This window comes from Neobacillus canaveralius (assembly GCF_047237705.1).
GTDB lineage: Bacteria > Bacillota > Bacilli > Bacillales > Cytobacillaceae > Neobacillus > Neobacillus niacini_K.
The window spans coordinates 1,971,068-1,987,542 of record NZ_JBDFLL010000001.1; the positions used below are offsets into that span (position 1 = coordinate 1,971,068).

Annotated in this window: 17 protein-coding genes; 12 read left to right on the plus strand and 5 right to left on the minus strand. The window is 38.1% G+C overall.

Features of this window, described 5'->3' with window-relative positions:
• Positions 1-72 precede the first annotated feature (72 nt).
• The 3 genes from ABC255_RS10055 to ABC255_RS10065 all read left to right on the plus strand — a co-directional run bounded on the left by ABC255_RS10055 (position 73) and on the right by ABC255_RS10065 (position 1,915).
• Positions 73-777 (plus strand): DnaD domain protein, encoded by a 705-nt coding sequence (locus tag ABC255_RS10055; RefSeq protein ID WP_412993185.1) that lies wholly within the window; start codon positions 73-75, stop codon positions 775-777.
• Positions 778-859: 82 nt separating this feature from the next.
• Positions 860-1,513, plus strand: coding sequence for an endonuclease III (gene nth, locus ABC255_RS10060; protein WP_412993187.1), 654 nt, complete (start codon positions 860-862; stop codon positions 1,511-1,513).
• Positions 1,514-1,915 carry a YpoC family protein gene (locus ABC255_RS10065; RefSeq protein ID WP_412993189.1) on the plus strand — a complete coding sequence of 134 codons (402 nt, stop codon included), beginning with the start codon at positions 1,514-1,516 and terminating at the stop codon, positions 1,913-1,915. It abuts the gene before it with no gap.
• A 22-nt stretch (positions 1,916-1,937) separates the two neighbouring features.
• Here ABC255_RS10065 and ABC255_RS10070 read toward each other — a convergent pair whose 3' ends face one another.
• Positions 1,938-4,472, minus strand: coding sequence for a PBP1A family penicillin-binding protein (locus ABC255_RS10070; RefSeq protein ID WP_412993191.1), 2,535 nt, complete (start codon positions 4,470-4,472; stop codon positions 1,938-1,940).
• Positions 4,473-4,515: 43 nt separating this feature from the next.
• Positions 4,516-5,127 carry a Holliday junction resolvase RecU gene (gene recU / locus ABC255_RS10075; RefSeq protein ID WP_412993192.1) on the minus strand — a complete coding sequence of 204 codons (612 nt, stop codon included), beginning with the start codon at positions 5,125-5,127 and terminating at the stop codon, positions 4,516-4,518.
• Between the two features lie 185 nt (positions 5,128-5,312).
• Between recU and ABC255_RS10080 the strand changes: the two genes are divergently transcribed.
• The 3 genes from ABC255_RS10080 to ABC255_RS10090 all read left to right on the plus strand — a co-directional run bounded on the left by ABC255_RS10080 (position 5,313) and on the right by ABC255_RS10090 (position 7,343).
• Positions 5,313-6,287, plus strand: a complete 975-nt coding sequence (locus ABC255_RS10080) for a DUF2515 family protein (RefSeq protein ID WP_412993194.1) — start codon at positions 5,313-5,315, stop codon at positions 6,285-6,287.
• A 337-nt stretch (positions 6,288-6,624) separates the two neighbouring features.
• Entirely contained in the window at positions 6,625-6,921 is a 297-nt protein-coding gene (locus ABC255_RS10085) for a hypothetical protein (RefSeq protein ID WP_412993195.1), read from the plus strand.
• Positions 6,922-6,986: 65 nt separating this feature from the next.
• Positions 6,987-7,343, plus strand: coding sequence for a DUF1798 family protein (locus ABC255_RS10090; protein WP_412993196.1), 357 nt, complete (start codon positions 6,987-6,989; stop codon positions 7,341-7,343).
• Positions 7,344-7,395: 52 nt separating this feature from the next.
• Here the strand turns inward: ABC255_RS10090 and yppF are convergent, their stop codons facing one another.
• Entirely contained in the window at positions 7,396-7,605 is a 210-nt protein-coding gene (gene yppF / locus ABC255_RS10095; protein WP_412993198.1) for a YppF family protein, read from the minus strand.
• A 185-nt stretch (positions 7,606-7,790) separates the two neighbouring features.
• On the opposite strand from yppF, the gene ABC255_RS10100 reads away from it, so the two are divergent.
• A complete protein-coding gene (locus ABC255_RS10100) occupies positions 7,791-8,360 on the plus strand; it encodes a YppG family protein (RefSeq protein WP_412993200.1) in 570 nt (189 codons plus the stop codon).
• An 83-nt stretch (positions 8,361-8,443) separates the two neighbouring features.
• Here the strand turns inward: ABC255_RS10100 and ABC255_RS10105 are convergent, their stop codons facing one another.
• The gene (locus ABC255_RS10105; protein ID WP_412993201.1) at positions 8,444-8,923 is read right to left on the minus strand and encodes an Hsp20/alpha crystallin family protein; all 480 of its coding nucleotides are present in this window, start codon (positions 8,921-8,923) and stop codon (positions 8,444-8,446) included.
• A gap of 193 nt (positions 8,924-9,116) precedes the next feature.
• Here ABC255_RS10105 and hcp point away from each other — a divergent pair, with 193 nt between their 5' ends.
• Positions 9,117-10,415 (plus strand): hydroxylamine reductase, encoded by a 1,299-nt coding sequence (gene hcp / locus ABC255_RS10110; protein WP_412993203.1) that lies wholly within the window; start codon positions 9,117-9,119, stop codon positions 10,413-10,415.
• Between the two features lie 40 nt (positions 10,416-10,455).
• On the opposite strand, the gene ABC255_RS10115 is transcribed toward hcp, so the two are convergent.
• Positions 10,456-11,154 (minus strand): Crp/Fnr family transcriptional regulator, encoded by a 699-nt coding sequence (locus tag ABC255_RS10115; RefSeq protein ID WP_412993205.1) that lies wholly within the window; start codon positions 11,152-11,154, stop codon positions 10,456-10,458.
• A 120-nt stretch (positions 11,155-11,274) separates the two neighbouring features.
• Between ABC255_RS10115 and ABC255_RS10120 the strand changes: the two genes are divergently transcribed.
• The 4 genes from ABC255_RS10120 to ABC255_RS10135 all read left to right on the plus strand — a co-directional run bounded on the left by ABC255_RS10120 (position 11,275) and on the right by ABC255_RS10135 (position 16,424).
• The gene (locus ABC255_RS10120) at positions 11,275-13,551 is read left to right on the plus strand and encodes a DEAD/DEAH box helicase (RefSeq protein ID WP_412993206.1); all 2,277 of its coding nucleotides are present in this window, start codon (positions 11,275-11,277) and stop codon (positions 13,549-13,551) included.
• A gap of 18 nt (positions 13,552-13,569) precedes the next feature.
• Complete coding sequence (locus tag ABC255_RS10125; RefSeq protein ID WP_412993208.1) at positions 13,570-14,823, plus strand: ribonuclease H-like domain-containing protein; 1,254 nt, start codon at positions 13,570-13,572, stop codon at positions 14,821-14,823.
• A gap of 436 nt (positions 14,824-15,259) precedes the next feature.
• Positions 15,260-15,760: a CotD family spore coat protein gene (locus ABC255_RS10130; protein ID WP_412993209.1), complete on the plus strand. Its 501-nt coding sequence runs from the start codon at positions 15,260-15,262 to the stop codon at positions 15,758-15,760.
• Positions 15,761-15,866: 106 nt separating this feature from the next.
• Positions 15,867-16,424 (plus strand): SLOG family protein, encoded by a 558-nt coding sequence (locus tag ABC255_RS10135; protein ID WP_412998524.1) that lies wholly within the window; start codon positions 15,867-15,869, stop codon positions 16,422-16,424.
• Positions 16,425-16,475: the final 51 nt, after the last annotated feature.

A 16,475-nucleotide genomic window follows, 5' to 3' on the forward strand; every position in this document is an offset into this window, starting at 1 on the left:
AAATCTGGTTATTCCAATCCTCTTACGGGAGAGAGGTTGTTCGTGTTATACTAATCAAGAGGTGTCGCATAGATGAAAACAAATATATTATCATGGCTTCAGGAAGGTAATATAACAGTTCCTGCTGTATTATTTTCCGAGTACCGAAATATGAATCTTAATGAATATGAACTTGTTCTTTTATTAAATATTATATCCTTTTTAGAAAAGGGAAATGACTTCCCTACCCCAGAAGAGCTTTCCTCACGTATGACGATTACCGTTTCGGAATGCAACGATATTCTGCGAAGATTAATTCAAAAAGGGTTTATTGAAATTATAGATGAATACTCATCAGAAGGAATCAGGTTTGAAAAGTACTCTGTTCAACCTTTATGGGAACGACTTGTAGAACAATTCTTAATGAAAAATAAACAGTCGCAGGAAGTTACTAAGAAGGCAGATGAAAGTGATCTTTACACATGTTTTGAGAAGGAATTTGGCCGTCCTCTATCCCCATTCGAATGTGAATCGTTAGCCATGTGGATGGATGATGACCACCATGATCCCATTATCATAAAGGCTGCACTCAGAGAATCGGTCATGTCAGGGAAATTAAATTTCCGGTATATTGACAGGATTCTTTTTGAATGGAAAAAGAATGGTATAAAAACGATTGAACAGGCTAAAAATCATGGACGAAAGTTTCGCCAAAAGCAAACACCAAACAGACCTGTACAAGATAATCAGGCCTCTACATCAAATTCTGTGCCTTTTTACAATTGGCTAGAGCAATAAACAAATGCGACGAGAGAAAATTTCTCTCGTTTGTTTCCATTTGTAAATTAGTAAAATTATTTCAAAAGTTAGGTGAATTTCTTTGTTAAACAATACACAGATACGTTTTTGTCTAGATAAAATGGACGAAATGTTTCCTGATGCACATTGTGAGCTAGTACATTCAAATCCATTTGAGCTGGTCATTGCTGTGGCATTGTCCGCTCAATGTACGGATGTCCTCGTCAATAAGGTGACCAAGGAATTATTTAAAAAATACAAAACACCCGAGGATTATTTAAGTGTACCAATAGAGGAACTACAAAATGATATACGCTCTATTGGACTCTACAGAAACAAAGCAAAAAATATCCAAAGTTTGTGCCGATTACTTTTGGCTGAATACGATGGTGAAGTACCGCGTGATCGTGATGAATTAACAAAACTTTCTGGTGTTGGCAGAAAAACGGCAAATGTTGTTGTATCGGTGGCATTTAATATTCCTGCTATCGCGGTAGATACACATGTAGAGAGAGTAAGTAAGCGCCTTGGAATATGCCGCTGGAAGGATTCCGTATTAGAAGTTGAAAAGACATTAATGAAAAAAGTGCCCAAGGACGAATGGTCTGTTACTCACCATAGATTGATTTTCTTCGGAAGATATCATTGCAAAGCGCAAAATCCACAATGCCCTAGCTGTCCTTTATTAGAGCTGTGCAGGGAAGGCAAAAAGAGAATGAAAGCGAGGGAAGTGTGAATGGATAAACTAATCATCCCTTATCTAAAGGAACTGGATTTAGAAGCTTCGGAAGAGAATATTTCTCTCTTATTATCAAAATGGGACGGAGTAAAATCTGAACTTGAAATTCATTATCGTAATCGAGATCAACAGTCCGCACTTCAATTAATGAGGAAAGGGATTGTCTATTTCATTCAATTTTTATATTGCTCAAATGATAGACAAGTTAATTCAAAGGAACCTATTCCTTTAAATCAATTAGAGATAAAACCTGTTAATTTCGAAGAAAGATTAACATATATACTTTCGAGGCCCAGCTTATTTCATTCTTACCGCCAGCTCTCCGAGTTGTTTACGGAGCAAGAAAAACTATTTGCTAAAAAAAATATCGTAAAAAAGCGTCTTAGCCAAAAGGGCTAGACGCTTTTTTGTTAGCAAAGTTTTATTCTCCATTACCGGTACCATTACCATTACCGTTGCCGTTACCATTCCCATTTCCTGGCTCTGTGGTTACAGGTACATCACTATCACCGGTACCGTCTCCTTCGCCATTACCATTACCGTTGCCAGTGCCATTGCCAGTGCCATTACCGTTACCCTCATCCGTTTCATCCTGTTGAGGCAAAGGTATTTGTACAGAGGTTGTGGCTGGATCGCTTCTCTTACTGTCTATAATAGCTGTAATTGTAATGCTATACGTGGTCCCTGGTGTTGGATTCTGAAGTGTAACCACTCTTTCTGTAACAGTTGATGTGTTTGGTTCAATGCCATCAGTAACTGTAATTTCAAATTGAACATTTGCATTTTCTGGGTTGTTGTAATCCCATGTTAGGGTTACATTATTTTTTTCTGCATCATAGACTGCTTTTGGATTGCTAGGTGCAGCAATCTTGTTGTATTTCTCTGAGACCGTTTTCGGTGCATGACCTTTCACGGCATACTCTGTAATGACCTCACTATCCGGAGTAAATTCACTTGCTAATGCAGGTGGTTTAGAACCTTTTTCAACTCTAACCTTTTGCACGCTGTCCGGGACAGGGAAGTCAGATGTCTTGATGTCTTTTGATACATATTCCATGAGATTCTTAAAGATTAATTGTGCGATTTTTTGGTCGGCACCTTGTTGAATCGGAGTACTTCGATTGGAATATCCTGTCCATACGGATGCAGTATAGTTGGTTGTGTAACCTGTAAACCATGCATCAGGAACGGCCCTGCTGTCAGTAATATTCCATTTTTTCATTTCATCCTCAGTATAGTTGGTGGTACCTGTTTTCCCTGCAACCTGCAGTCCTGGAACTCTTGCTGTCGTACCAGTACCAGGAGAAACAAGTACGCTTTTTAACATATCTGTAGTCATGAAAGCAGTAGAATCCTTCATAACAAGCTTTGATTCTGGGGCCGTGTCAAGGACTGTACCATCCCTGAGGACAATTTTTTTCACTGCAAAAGGTTTTGTATACATTCCGTTATTTCCGAAAGCACTATAGGCTCCGGCCATTTGCAGAGGGGAAACTCCTACCGTTTTACCGCCAAAGCCGCCTATAGCATAGGACTCATAAATTTCCTTTAACGGAATGCCTAGGTTAATTGCAAATTCTTTAGCCTTTTCTAAACCAACCTGCTGAAGAGCTTGAACCGCAGGAGTATTTCTTGAATACTGCAGGGCAGTACGCATTGATATGGCTCCCATATATTTGTTATCCCAGTTGCCAAATTCTTGACCAGTGGAATACTTAATCGGTTTATCATCAATTGTCTGATAGGTACCCCAATTAAGGTATTCTATAGCAGGGGCGTAATCAAGAACTGGTTTAATAGTCGAACCAGGCTGACGCTGTGTGTCAATCGCGTAGTTAAATCCGCGGCTAACTTCTTGGTTACGTCCGCCGCCAATTGCGCGGATTTCACCTGTTTTTGTGTCAATGAGAGCTATACCTGCTTGAAATTCAGCATCGGGATAGTTGATTACTTCATCTGTATTAAGAATGGTATTCACTTGCATTTGTGCGTTTTGATCAAGGGTAGTATGAATGGTTAACCCATCAGAGAAGATATCAAAGTCACCTTGATCCTCCACTTCATCTATAACCGCATCAACAAATGAATCAAACGGCTTCTCATCTCGTTCTCTTTCCTCTTCTTTTACTATTGAGGCTGTTACAGGAACACTTTTTGCTTCTTCCATTTGCTCTTTAGTGATATATCCATGTTGTTCCATTAACGTTAATACAATATTACGTCTTTTTTCTGCTAAATCAGGATGGTCAAATGGATTGTAATTATTTGGACTTTGCGGCATCCCAGCAAGCTGTGCAGCTTCTGGCAGGGTAAGCTCACTTAACGGTTTCCCATAATAAATCTTTGCAGCCGTCGCAAGTCCATGGCTGTTTTCAGATACAAAGACCTTGTTCACATACATTTCAAAGATCTGGTGCTTTGTATACTTTTGTTCAAGCTGATAGGCCATCCATGCCTCCTGAACCTTTCGCTTGATGGTTTTTTCAGGAGTCAAAAATGAATTTTTAATAACCTGCTGGGTAATCGTACTTGCGCCTTCAGAACCAAATCCTTCACGGAAATTTGCAACAACAGCACCAGCCAAGCGGATAGGGTCCAAACCATGGTGTTTATAAAATCGAACATCCTCCACCGCTAAAACGGCATCTTCAATAAGTTTGGGTATATCCTTGTAGTTTACATATTCACGGTTTACTGAACCAACTTCTGCAATCAGCTCGCCATCTTTATCTAAAACTTTAGAGGAGATGGGGTCTTTTAATAATTTCGGATCAAGTTTAGGAGTATCCTTTACTAAATAAGCAAAAGTTCCAACGCCAGCCAAGATACCAATAATTCCAAGTGCTACAAGGACTAGAAGAATCTTTTTAACGATCCCGCTAGGTTTTTTCTTCGCCTTTTGTTTTCCTTTGGAATGTTGGAGTTTTTTACGGCGCTCCTCTCTCGATTCTGCCATGATAAATTTCCTTCCTTTCATACTTCAACCATTTTCACTAAATCTAAAAATGAAAAAGTGTTTCTATTATTTTAATATAGTCAATTCTGGGTTGAAATCCAAGAGGAATTAGTATTCCTATTTGCTCGATTTCTTCCTTTGTTATGGATTTTCTTCCCCCGTTTTTCATTCTATCCCAAAAGGACAACAAGTGTTTGGCTTGCATTAAAAAAACTTGTTCCTGCTTTGAAAATCGGAGAATAACAAAACAGATACCACCTTGCGAGACCACTTCCTGCATATGATCGATTTGGTGCTGATGAAAATTTTTCAGTGGAAACGAGGTTGGATTTGCCGTTTCCTTTGCTTCAAAATCAATATACTTACCTTTATATACCCCGTTATAGTCTGTGGTCGAAGCTTGTTTGAAATATGCTTCTTTAATAACAGCCGCACTTCTTTTAGGATAATCCACTTGAACAATCTGAACAGGTGTAGGTTTTTTATGAATGACAGCAATTTTTCTCTCTCGGTAATATTCATTCGTTTCGTTCAAATCATCTTCAAGGGTCATTCCTCTATTACTATAGGAATGATTACTTTGTTTCTTTACTTTGGTTTCTGTTTCGGTTCCTTTTGGAATATACATTTTTCCGTTAGGATAATTAAAATTCATGATAAGCACCTCTCAAGCTACTACTTATCATATCAAATCTCCGTGATTATGGGGTGTATAAAATTATCTGGTAAACACACGCTAATAAAAATAATGTACCGTGACTCTCGAGAAAAAGCATGATTCTTTTTTCATAAATCACTAATTCTCAAAAACTATTACCTATTTGAAAGTAGATGGTGAATATGAATCATCTTACAATACATGAGATTGAGACCATCAGTCAAATTAAAGCTGAAACGAATAAAAAGAATCTTGATAATATTTCAAGGACGGATGCCTATTTCGGTTATTTCAAAAAAAATACCGATATTATTTGGTCATTCCTTGCAAGCATGGTATCAAGGAATGGCGGTTGGAATATGTGTGATCTGGAGGGACATGTCTTTCGAGAAATGTTAGAGCCTAAAACTAGGAAAGACTTATTTCTTACATTTGAACGAGCCAATTGGTTGATTTTCCACGACGTTTACCCCCAATTATTGGTCTATCAATATTCGACGAAAATAAAGCGTCCAATGTTTCATCTGCTTCCATACTTTAAATGTTCTGAATTTATTCAAAAAGAGTGGGAGAGGTACTGGAGAGAAGGAGATCGTGAACGACTTACCACCGCATTGATAATCAATGAGCAAAATGTTATTCATAAACCTGTTATCGAGCATCCAGTATATAAAAAGAGGGTTTTCCAGTCTTGGATTTTTAATATACAAGATTGGCTGCATTTCAGCTGCGTCCTATTTCCTACATGTGGCGGAGAATTATACGGTGCAAGTGTTAATGGCTTTAAGTCACTTTCTAAACGAATTAATCTTGGAAAGAGGCTGGCAAGAATTTTGACCCAACCGCGTCTATTCCCGTTATTTTTCGAATTTGCCGATATAACGCCGCATACTGGATCTCGTTATGATTACGAACAATATTTTAAGACTACAACAAACCGAAAGACACCGATATTAAGAGCAACCTTTCCGATCATAGAGCACAAACATTATGACTATGAGGATTGGAGCAAAAATAAGGTGATTTCCCCTTCATGGCTGCATTTTACAGCAAGACATCGTCACCCTATTCACTTAACAGACTGGTACTTTGAAAAATCAAATCAGCTTGATTTAATGCTAGCGTTACATAGAGCGGCAGATGTAAAGAAAATATAAAAGCAAGGCGAAATGCCTTGCTTTGTTTACTTCTTATTTTATTCTGCAGGACGATTTGGTCCTTCGAGTTTTTTATCACCGTAGCCAACTTTATTTTCTACTTGTGTTGCTCCGGATTTTTTGTTTTGCTTCTTTTTTGACATTATCAACACCTCCATTTTTAGCTTGTTCGATTTTTCCTTTTTTCATGCGAAAAGAGCTAGTGTCGAATAGGAAGGTAATAATTGCTAAATTGGCACTTTCTTTGCCGAATCTCTTCTAGTTTTGTCAGAGGGGGAGGAAGCCCTCAAAAGAAAGCGAATAATACCTAGTATATAATCGCGAGGAGGTTCTTAATTTGATGAATTCGTCATTGCCTGAAAAGGAAAAGCTGCTTTCTATGCTGACAGAAATACATGATCAATTAGAAGAATTGGAGATAGTTCTGGAAGCATCTTTCTCAGACCTTCGCACTCAAATGAATAATGAAGAGCTAAATAAATTATCGGCACCTGTACAAAGGCTCTCTAAGCTTGAAGAAGAAATAGATAAAATAAATTCAACAACAAGTGAGGCAAATGTTGAACAAAACAATTCAGTTACAAAAGCACTAAAACTTGAAATGGGCTTTTGGTTACCGATAGAATATGAATAAGATTAAAATTGAGTAGCTTTAAAAAGCTGCTTTTTATTTTGTTAGTTAGAAAGGAATAATGGTCGATGTCTGAAGAAATACTTGAGTTAACCAAAAGGCTGCTTAACTATAACCATTCATTTATGAATTACTATGAAGAAGCTCGTGAGAAAGGGACCATCCATGATTTTCATGAAGTGATTAAGCCCTTTGCTAACGAGGTTAAGAAAGTGGCCCAAGAATGGGCTGTATTAATGAAAAGCTGGTTAGTAATTAATCCGCAGAAACATCTCCATCTTAAACAAATCGATACGACTTTAGATCATATTGATCAATTATCCATACAGGCATTTTTCCCGAAAACAAGCCGATCAAGATTTTTAAATGCAAATCGGACAGTTGAATTTTTCCTGTTAGAAATTGTAAAAGAATTAGAAAAATAAAAGAGATGCTTGGTTGCATCTCTAATGGGCTTGTCTGACTGTATTTTATTTATTATGATTTTTCGATGAGGGAGTCTTCCTTATAATCGTCAGGAATCACAGCGCCTAGAGCTTCAAGCTCACGTACAAGAAGGCGATATTCTTTAATGTTAATCTCGTTGTGAATATAAGCCTTTTTAGCAAAATCCATTAATGTGTTTACATCATCAGTGCTGTAATCCCGACTTTGATTAAATTTGCCTTTAAGTGAGCGAATGTCCATATGTAATTCCTCCTTCATCTTTTTTTTATAGTAACACGAAAAAAAAGGATTCCTAGTTTTTAAAATATTTAAACTTTAGACAAATTTCTCGACATTTTGACATTGAAATCTATTTAGAAATATGCACCCCTCACTTCCTTGCTACATAATGTGTAGTAGTGAAAATGCGGAGGAGATGTTTGCCCATGTACGGTAGAAATAGCTCAAATTATTATATAAATCATGGATACTCGGGGCAAATGAATTACAGGAACATGGGATATTATCCAGCCAATTTTCAACCTGTTCCTCGTAATCAGCCATATCATTACCAAGTACAAAGCATGGAATGGTACCCATATCAACAACAACAACAACAGGACCCTTACTTTCAGCAGAACTATCAATCGCCATATCAACCCTATGATACGACCTATCAGCCTGGTGGCAGTCTTGCGCAAATGCCCCATCCAACGGGGCATTATCCTCCTAAAAATGCGCAATTTTTATTTCAAAATCCTTTGCAGCCCAAGGAGGAAATGCCGCCAAATCAGTATATGCCGCAAATGAACGGATACAGTGTGATGAACCCGTATCCAAAACCCAATGCAATGATAAAGCAGCCTGGGGGAATTCAATCAATTATGAATTCTTTTAAATCTCAGGACGGGACAGTCGACGTTAATAAGATGGTGAATACAGCGGGGCAGGTAGTAAGTGCAGTAACACAGGTATCCTCACTTGTAAAAGGACTTGGAGGAATATTTAAAGCATAAACAAACGAAAGACGGCAGAAAGCCGTCTTTCGTTTTGGGTATTTGTCGAAAAATTTATGGATTGATTTTTTATATTTGCCTCTTTAGTCCTCTATATTAATCGTTTTTCCTCTAACTTGTGGAATTCGAATCGTTAGTAATCCATCCCGATAAGTAGCCTTAACCAATTTTTCATTAATGGTCATAGGTAAGGGAATGGTCCGTGAAAGTCTTTGTTGTGAAACCCTTTTTTGGAAAAAATGATTGTTTAGATCTTCTCTTGTTTCCATTTCTTTATTTTCAACTGAAATACTTATATGATTCGGTAAGACATTAAGACGTATTTGATCCTTTTTAATCCCCGGAAGCTCAGCTGTGATAATGTATTCATCCTCTGTTTCCCGAACCTCTATAGGTAAAGCGCCACTTGGAAACGGACTATTAAAAAATTCATCGATAGATTGTAGAAATCCCTTTACGGGTTTTTCATGAATAAAGTCATTCATCGTTCTAAAAAAATCACGAAATTGCTCAGGTTTAACCTTCTTATGGTTGTTTTGGTCACTTGGAGGCATGGAAGACATCAAACTTTCCCTCACTTTCCGTATTTTCTCACCATATCATATGCATTAGGCTATTGTTTGTGCAGCGTTTTAAGTTTGCGATAAATTTATGAACCTTTTATTACAAATCCATTTTTAGTGATAAATGTCACATGAAAAATTTTCTAATATTTGTATCATGAGAAAGTAATTTACGAGAAAGCGGGGGAACAGAATGTTCTGTAATCAATGTGAACAAACTCCTGTTGGAGGCTGTACAGTCGTTGGTGTTTGTGGGAAAGATGAAACGATTTCAAGCTTGCAGGATACGATTATCTACGGTTTAAAAGGTATTGCAGCCTATAGAACACATGCTAATCAACTAGGATATACCGATTCATTTGTTGATACAACGACACAAGAAGCACTTTATATGACATTAACCAATTCTAATTTTAATGTGCAAGAACATATCGAAATGGCAATGAAAGTAGGGCAGGCTACTGTACGTGTAATGGAAATGCTAGATGAGGCACATACAAAGCGTCTTGGCATACCTGAGCCAATTCGTGTTAGCCAGAACAAAATTGAAGGAAAATCTATTGTGGTTTCCGGTCATAACTTATTTGCACTTGAGGAATTACTTAAGCAGACAGAAGGAAAAGGCATTAATATTTATACACATTCAGAAATGCTGCCAGCACATGGGTACCCAGCGTTAAGGAAGTATCCTCATTTAAAAGGTAATATCGGCAAAGCATGGTATGACCAACGACGTCTTTTTGAAAAATTCCCTGGTGCGATTTTGGCCACCACCAACTGTGTGATGCCAATAAAAGGTACATATGCAGATAGGATGTTCAGTTATGAAGTAGCAGGTCTTGAAAATGTACAAAAAATCATTCATGATGATTTTTCTCCATTAATCGAGAGAGCACTTGAGCTTCCAGAAGCGGATATCCATTCAGACGAAACCTTGCTAACTGGTTTCCATCATGAAACTGTGCTTGGCTTAGCACCAGAAGTGATTGAGGCTGTGAAGGCTGGAAAGATAAAGCGATTCTTTGTCATTGCCGGCTGTGACGCACCTGGAAAGGGAGGGGAGTATTATCGTGAACTAGCAACTTCTTTACCTCCTGAAACAGTAATATTAACAACGTCATGTGGTAAATTCCGCTTCAACGATGTTGACTATGGTGTAGTTCCTGGAACAGACATCCCGCGTTATATTGACTTAGGACAATGTAATAATTCAGGTTCTACGGTTAAGATTGCGATGGCACTTGCTGATGCTTTCGGCTGCGAAATTAATGAACTGCCTGTGAGTATTGTTCTTTCCTGGTTTGAACAAAAAGCAGTAGCCATCCTATTAGGACTATTCAGCCTAGGGATCCAAGATATTCGCATTGGGCCTAAAGCGCCTGAATTTATCTCTGAAGGAGTCTTACAAGTTCTTCAAAACACCTTTAATTTAAAGCTAATTGGAACTGCACAAGAAGACATGGCAGACATGCTGCAGCTTTCAGAAGTATAGATAGAAAAAACCGCAGCATCAAAATGGCTGCGGTTTGTTTTTATATTAAATTAATTTCTGTTAGCAGGACATCTATATCTATGATCATATTACCGCGATCATCGACTTCGATTAGCTCGTCCTTCTTCATTTTTGTCAGCGTTCTACTGATGGTTTCTCGAGTAGTTCCAATCATACTGGCCAAATCACGGTTGGTAAACTCAGACTGAAGTAGAATCGTACCATCCTCTAATTCCTTTCCATGCTTTTGCCCAAGTCTGATAAGGAGTTTGATTATTTGCTCATATGTATTGTTAAGAATTTGTTCTTCCAGCCGGTTTTGCAAATCCACGATTTTTTCACCCAGTACCTTAAATACCTTAATACTTAGTTGAGGATATTCAATGAGAACACCTTCAAATTTTGAAATAGGGACAGCAATCAGTGTTGATGGTTCAAGAACCTCGGCGTAAGCTGGGTAACTGCCTTTTCTAAAGAATCCAACGTGTGGAAACATTTCACCCTTTTTCATCATGGCGACAATTTGTTCTTTTCCGTGAATATCACTTTTGTATACTTTGATTTTCCCATCATAAATGAAATAAACATTCTCTAAAGGGTCACCTTGAAGAAAAACATGACTTTGCTTTTTCCATTCCCTTGCAATGGAAATGTTGGCAATTTTCGTTAATTCATAGTCATCTAATTCCTTAAAAAGCATGAACTCAGAAAGCACCTTCTTTATATCTTCAATTCTCATGCTATACCTCCACAGACGAAATAAAATACCTTATACTATTGTAACAGACAAATAAATATTAATTAACAAGCTTTTTCTGCGAACGTTTATTCGCTATAATGGTAGTAACGAGGTGATCCTATGAAATTGAAAAAAAACCTGCAAGAAATCCTTGCAGATTTAAAAATAAATGACAGTTTTAAAGAAAATATTGTTACCTGGAAAACACTCGAAGCCAAAGAAGCTCAAACCGTGTCCCTTCCAGATAATCTTCATACGGCATTAAGAGATTCACTGAATAGTAAAGGAATTGAAAAGCTGTATACACACCAAAAAACTGCATACGAAAATATTATGGCCGGTAATAGTGTTGTGGCAGTGACGCCTACTGCTTCTGGGAAAACACTTTGCTATAACCTGCCCGTTTTACAAAGTATTTTATCCAACCCGAACGCAAGGGCACTTTATATGTTTCCTACAAAAGCACTGGCACAGGACCAGAAGAGTGAAATAAATGAAATCATTCAGGCTGCAGGAATTGATATTAATAGTTACACCTATGACGGCGATACGCCAGCAAACATTCGTCAAAAGGTCCGGAAAGCTGGACATGTAGTCATTACCAATCCAGATATGCTCCATTCAGCCATCCTGCCTCATCATACAAAATGGGTTTCACTCTTTGAGAATCTCAAATTTGTCGTGATAGATGAGCTTCATACGTATCGAGGCGTCTTTGGGAGCCACGTGGCCAACGTCATTCGCCGGTTAAAACGGATTTGTCGTTACTATGGCAGCAATCCGGTCTTTATTTGTACGTCTGCCACGATAGCAAATCCGCTTGAGCTTGCTGAAAACCTCACAGAAGAAAAAATGATCCTAATTGATAATAATGGTGCCCCAAGTGGAAACAAACACTTTCTTTTTTATAATCCACCAATAGTAAATAAGCCCTTAAACATAAGAAGAAGTGCAACACTTGAGGTTAGGAAAATTGCGGGTGAATTGTTAAAAAACAAGATTCAAACCATTGTTTTTGCCCGAAGCAGAGTTCGAGTAGAGATTATTTTAACCTATCTGCAAGAATTGGTTAAAAATCAATTAGGACCTAAATCGATTATGGGATATCGCGGAGGTTATTTGCCAACCGAACGAAGAAAAATTGAAAAAGGACTTCGCTCCGGGGATATTTATGGAGTAGTAAGTACCAATGCACTTGAGTTAGGAGTGGATATTGGTCAACTGCAGGTATGCATTATGACTGGTTATCCTGGAACGATTTCCAGCGCTTGGCAGCAGGCAGGGAGAGCAGGAAGAAGGCATGGGGAAGCCCTTGTCATTATGGTTGCAAGTTCCAGTCCGCTCGATCAATATATTATCCAGAACCCTGAGTACTTTTTTAATAAAAGCCCAGAGACAGCAAGGATTAATCCAGATAACCTAATAATTTTAATTGACCATATGAAATGTGCAGCTTTTGAGCTGCCGTTTAAAGCTGGTGAACAGTTTGGGAACGTTGGAACAGAGGATTTGCTGGAATATCTGACAGAGGAACGGATTTTATACCAGAACGGTGATAAATGGTATTGGATGAATGATTCGTTCCCTGCCCATAATATTAGTTTGCGCTCCGCTTCTCAGGAAAATGTTATCATTGTGGATCAATCAAATGTCGCTAATGCGAGGGTAATAGGGGAAATGGACCGGTTCTCTGCTATGACTCTTCTCCATGATGAAGCCGTCTATCTGCATCAAGGAACCCAATTTCAAGTGGAGAAGCTTGATTGGGAAGAAAAGAAGGCATTTGTCCGGGAAGTAGATGTTGATTACTTCACAGATGCTAATTTAGCAGTTCAACTAAAGGTATTGGATGAGGACAAGCTGAATCAGTTAGAGTATGCAGAAGTTGGCTATGGGGATGTGAGCGTCCGGGCAATGGCGACCATCTTTAAGAAAATTAAATTTGAGACTCATGAAAATATCGGTTCTGGTCCTATTCATCTTCCCGAAGAAGAGCTCCATACGAGTGCGGCCTGGATTTCGTTAAATAAGTCTTTTTCAGAAATGGGACAAGAGCGATTAGAGCAGGGGCTTGTTGGAACGGCGCATGCATTAAATCATATTGCACCATTATTTGTCATGGCAGATCCACAAGATATCCATGTGATTCCACAGGTTAAAGCTGATCATAACGAAAAGCCGACTATTTTCTTCTATGACCGTTATCCTGGCGGCATTGGTTTAAGTGAGAAGATTCATTCTGGAATGTCAGTGGTATTTTCGGAAACGAAAAAGATGATTGATAACTGTAAATGTCAAACGGGATGTCCATCATGTATTGGAACAGACTCAGTCGGTGAGACCGCAAAAAGAGATACATTAAAAATAATCGAAGCTTTTATAAATCCTTCCAATTAAAACGAGGAAAGTGCTGAAATGTCATTGAAAAATAAATTAAATCGTCTAAAACCGCATATTTCAGTAGGAGCATCAGAAAAAAATACAATTCCTCCTTCTGAATCTGCAAGGATCGAGATACCATTCCTTCCTAAATGGGAAAGTGAAAATGTGTCCCCGTATTTTTTAGATCGGGATTACTGTCTAATTCGTGAAGTAAAATATCCTTTGTCACAAAAGCATGGTCATTACCATTTTCATGATTTTCTTGCAGCTGTTGATATTTGGAATAAGCAGCCTATTAGTCATCCTTTATCAGCCGAAGGTCATTCTGCGGAAGAATTATTCTTTTTTGATACAGAAACAACAGGTCTTGGGGGTGGAGTAGGAAATACGATTTTTTTACTTGGTTATGCGAGTGTAATCGGTGAAAATCTCGTTTTGAGACAGCATATTCTCCCTCATCCAGGTGCAGAGGTTCCGTTATACCAAAGTTTTCTGGAGAATATAAACTATAAAACATTAGTCACTTATAATGGAAAGTCCTTTGATTGGCCGCAAGTAAAAACCAGGCATACCCTTGTAAGGGATCATGTACCTAAGCTTCCTGCTTTTGGTCACTTTGATTTATTTCATGCAGCAAGAAGACTTTGGAAACATAAATTGGACCGTTTAAAGCTAGCAGTTGTTGAAAAAGATGTCCTGGGGATAGAACGGCATGATGATATCCCAGGTTATTTGGCTCCGATGATTTATTTTGATTTCATTGAAAGTAAACAGCCTGATGGAATGCTTGGAATCATAAAGCACAATGAAATCGATATATTATCGCTTGTTACCTTATATACCCACCTAACCTTTCAACTGTGTGGAATAGACAACAACCAAACAAGGAAAGAATCATTTGAAGTCGGACGTTGGTATGCTTCACTCGGTGAAAAGGATGAAGCAAGAAAGGTTTTGACGAAGCTTGTAGAAGGCAGCGATTTTACATCTTTACAAGCTAAGCTTGCATTAGCTTATCAATCTAAAAAAGAACAAAACTGGAAAAATAGTTTACCATTATTTATTGAAGTCGCGGACGCCGATAATTCCACGTTGAGTATCGAAGCATGCATTGAAGCTGCTAAAATATATGAGCATAAAATAAAAGATTATCAGCTTGCCTTGGATTATTGCCTAAAGGCTTTGGAAATAGTGGAGGATGTCAATATTCCAATACAAAAAGTAAAGCAGCAGCTTGAAATAAGACTAACTCGATTAGAGGGGAAATTCGCTAAATATCCCAGGTAAAACCAACACTCGTCAACTCTCGATTATTTGTAACAAAAATTTCACATTTAATAACTGAAATATTCGATTTCCCATATTGTTTCTTATAGTTGAAACATGTAAAATATTAAACTGTGAGTAAAAAATGACTATAAAACAATAATGGGGTAGATACTATGTATAAAGCAATCTTGTATTTATTTTTTGTTGTTGTTTGTTTGACTGCAGTTCTTTTTTCAAGCTTAAAAGATAACTTATATTCGATGCTATAAAAGTAAAAGCGACATTCGTTCAGATTTAGACATTTATCCCTGTGCGCTTGAGCTAGACAGTTGTCTAAGTGAAGTTAATCTTAAATAGATATATGAAAAATAGGTATTTTCATTAGTACAAGAAATTCCCTTCTATCATAGGCTGTTAATGTAAACAGAATATAATTTTGAAGGGAGAGCTTATATTGTATCTTGGAACTAATTTTGCGCCGCCAGTCATTCATCCGACTCAACAATTCGTGAACCACACCTTTTCAACAACCGTGGTTCCGCATATTCATCCAAAACATATAACAACTATTAATCATCACATGTTCCAGCATAAACACTATTGTCCAACTACAGCTTCTTGCGCTGAGGAGTGTTGTAACCAGCACATTAACTGTTGTCCAGGTCCTATGCCGGCATCTGCACCAACGGCTGTTGCTGGAGCTCAGAGCAATGCTTTACCTCCAGGGAACAACATGCCACCTAATATGGGACCAGGCATGATGGGACCGGGTATGGGTCAAGGAATGGGACCAGGCATGATGGGACCGGGTATGGGTCAAGGAATGGGACCAGGCATGATGGGACCGGGTATGGGTCAAGGAATGGGACCAGGCATGATGGGACCAGGTATGGGTCAAGGAATGGGACCAGGCATGGCACCGGGTCAATTCCCTCGTCCGCGTCGTTTCAGGTGATAACATTACTAACAAGGGCAAATCTGCCCTTGTTTTTTATTTTTATTTTGATATGTTTATAAAAAAGATGGCGCTCATCTGGTGCCAAATAAGGAGAATAACCTTGATTAAAGTTTTAGCCATATCAGGCTACAAACCCTATGAATTAGGAATTTTCAAAAATGACCATCCTGCTGTTATGTTTATTAAAGCAGCGTTAAAGAAAGAGTTAATTCCAATGATGGAGGCTGGATTAGAGTGGGTCTTAATCAGCGGACAACTGGGTGTGGAGCTTTGGGCTGCTGAAGTTGTTTTTGATCTACAAGCAGATTTTTCTAATGTGAAATTGGCTGTAATCACCCCATTTCTAGAACAGGAAGCTTCATGGAGTGAAAACAACAGTCAATGGTATAAATCTATTCTTGCTCAAGCAGATTTCATCGACTCAGTAACGAAAAAGGGATATGAAAAACCTTGGCAGTTTCGTTTGAAAAATCAATTCATTATTGAAAAAAGCGACGCACTGCTCCTTTTATATGACCAAGAGAAAGAAGGAAGCCCAAAATACATATACGAAATGGCAGTACAATATCAAAACAAGCATTCATATCCTATCCAGCTAGTCACATTTTATGATTTACAAGTAATTGTAGAAGAAGAAGAACTAAAACGTTTGGATTTTTAATGATATGCACCTAATTACTATCGATTAAATAGGATAAGAAAGAAAAATTGA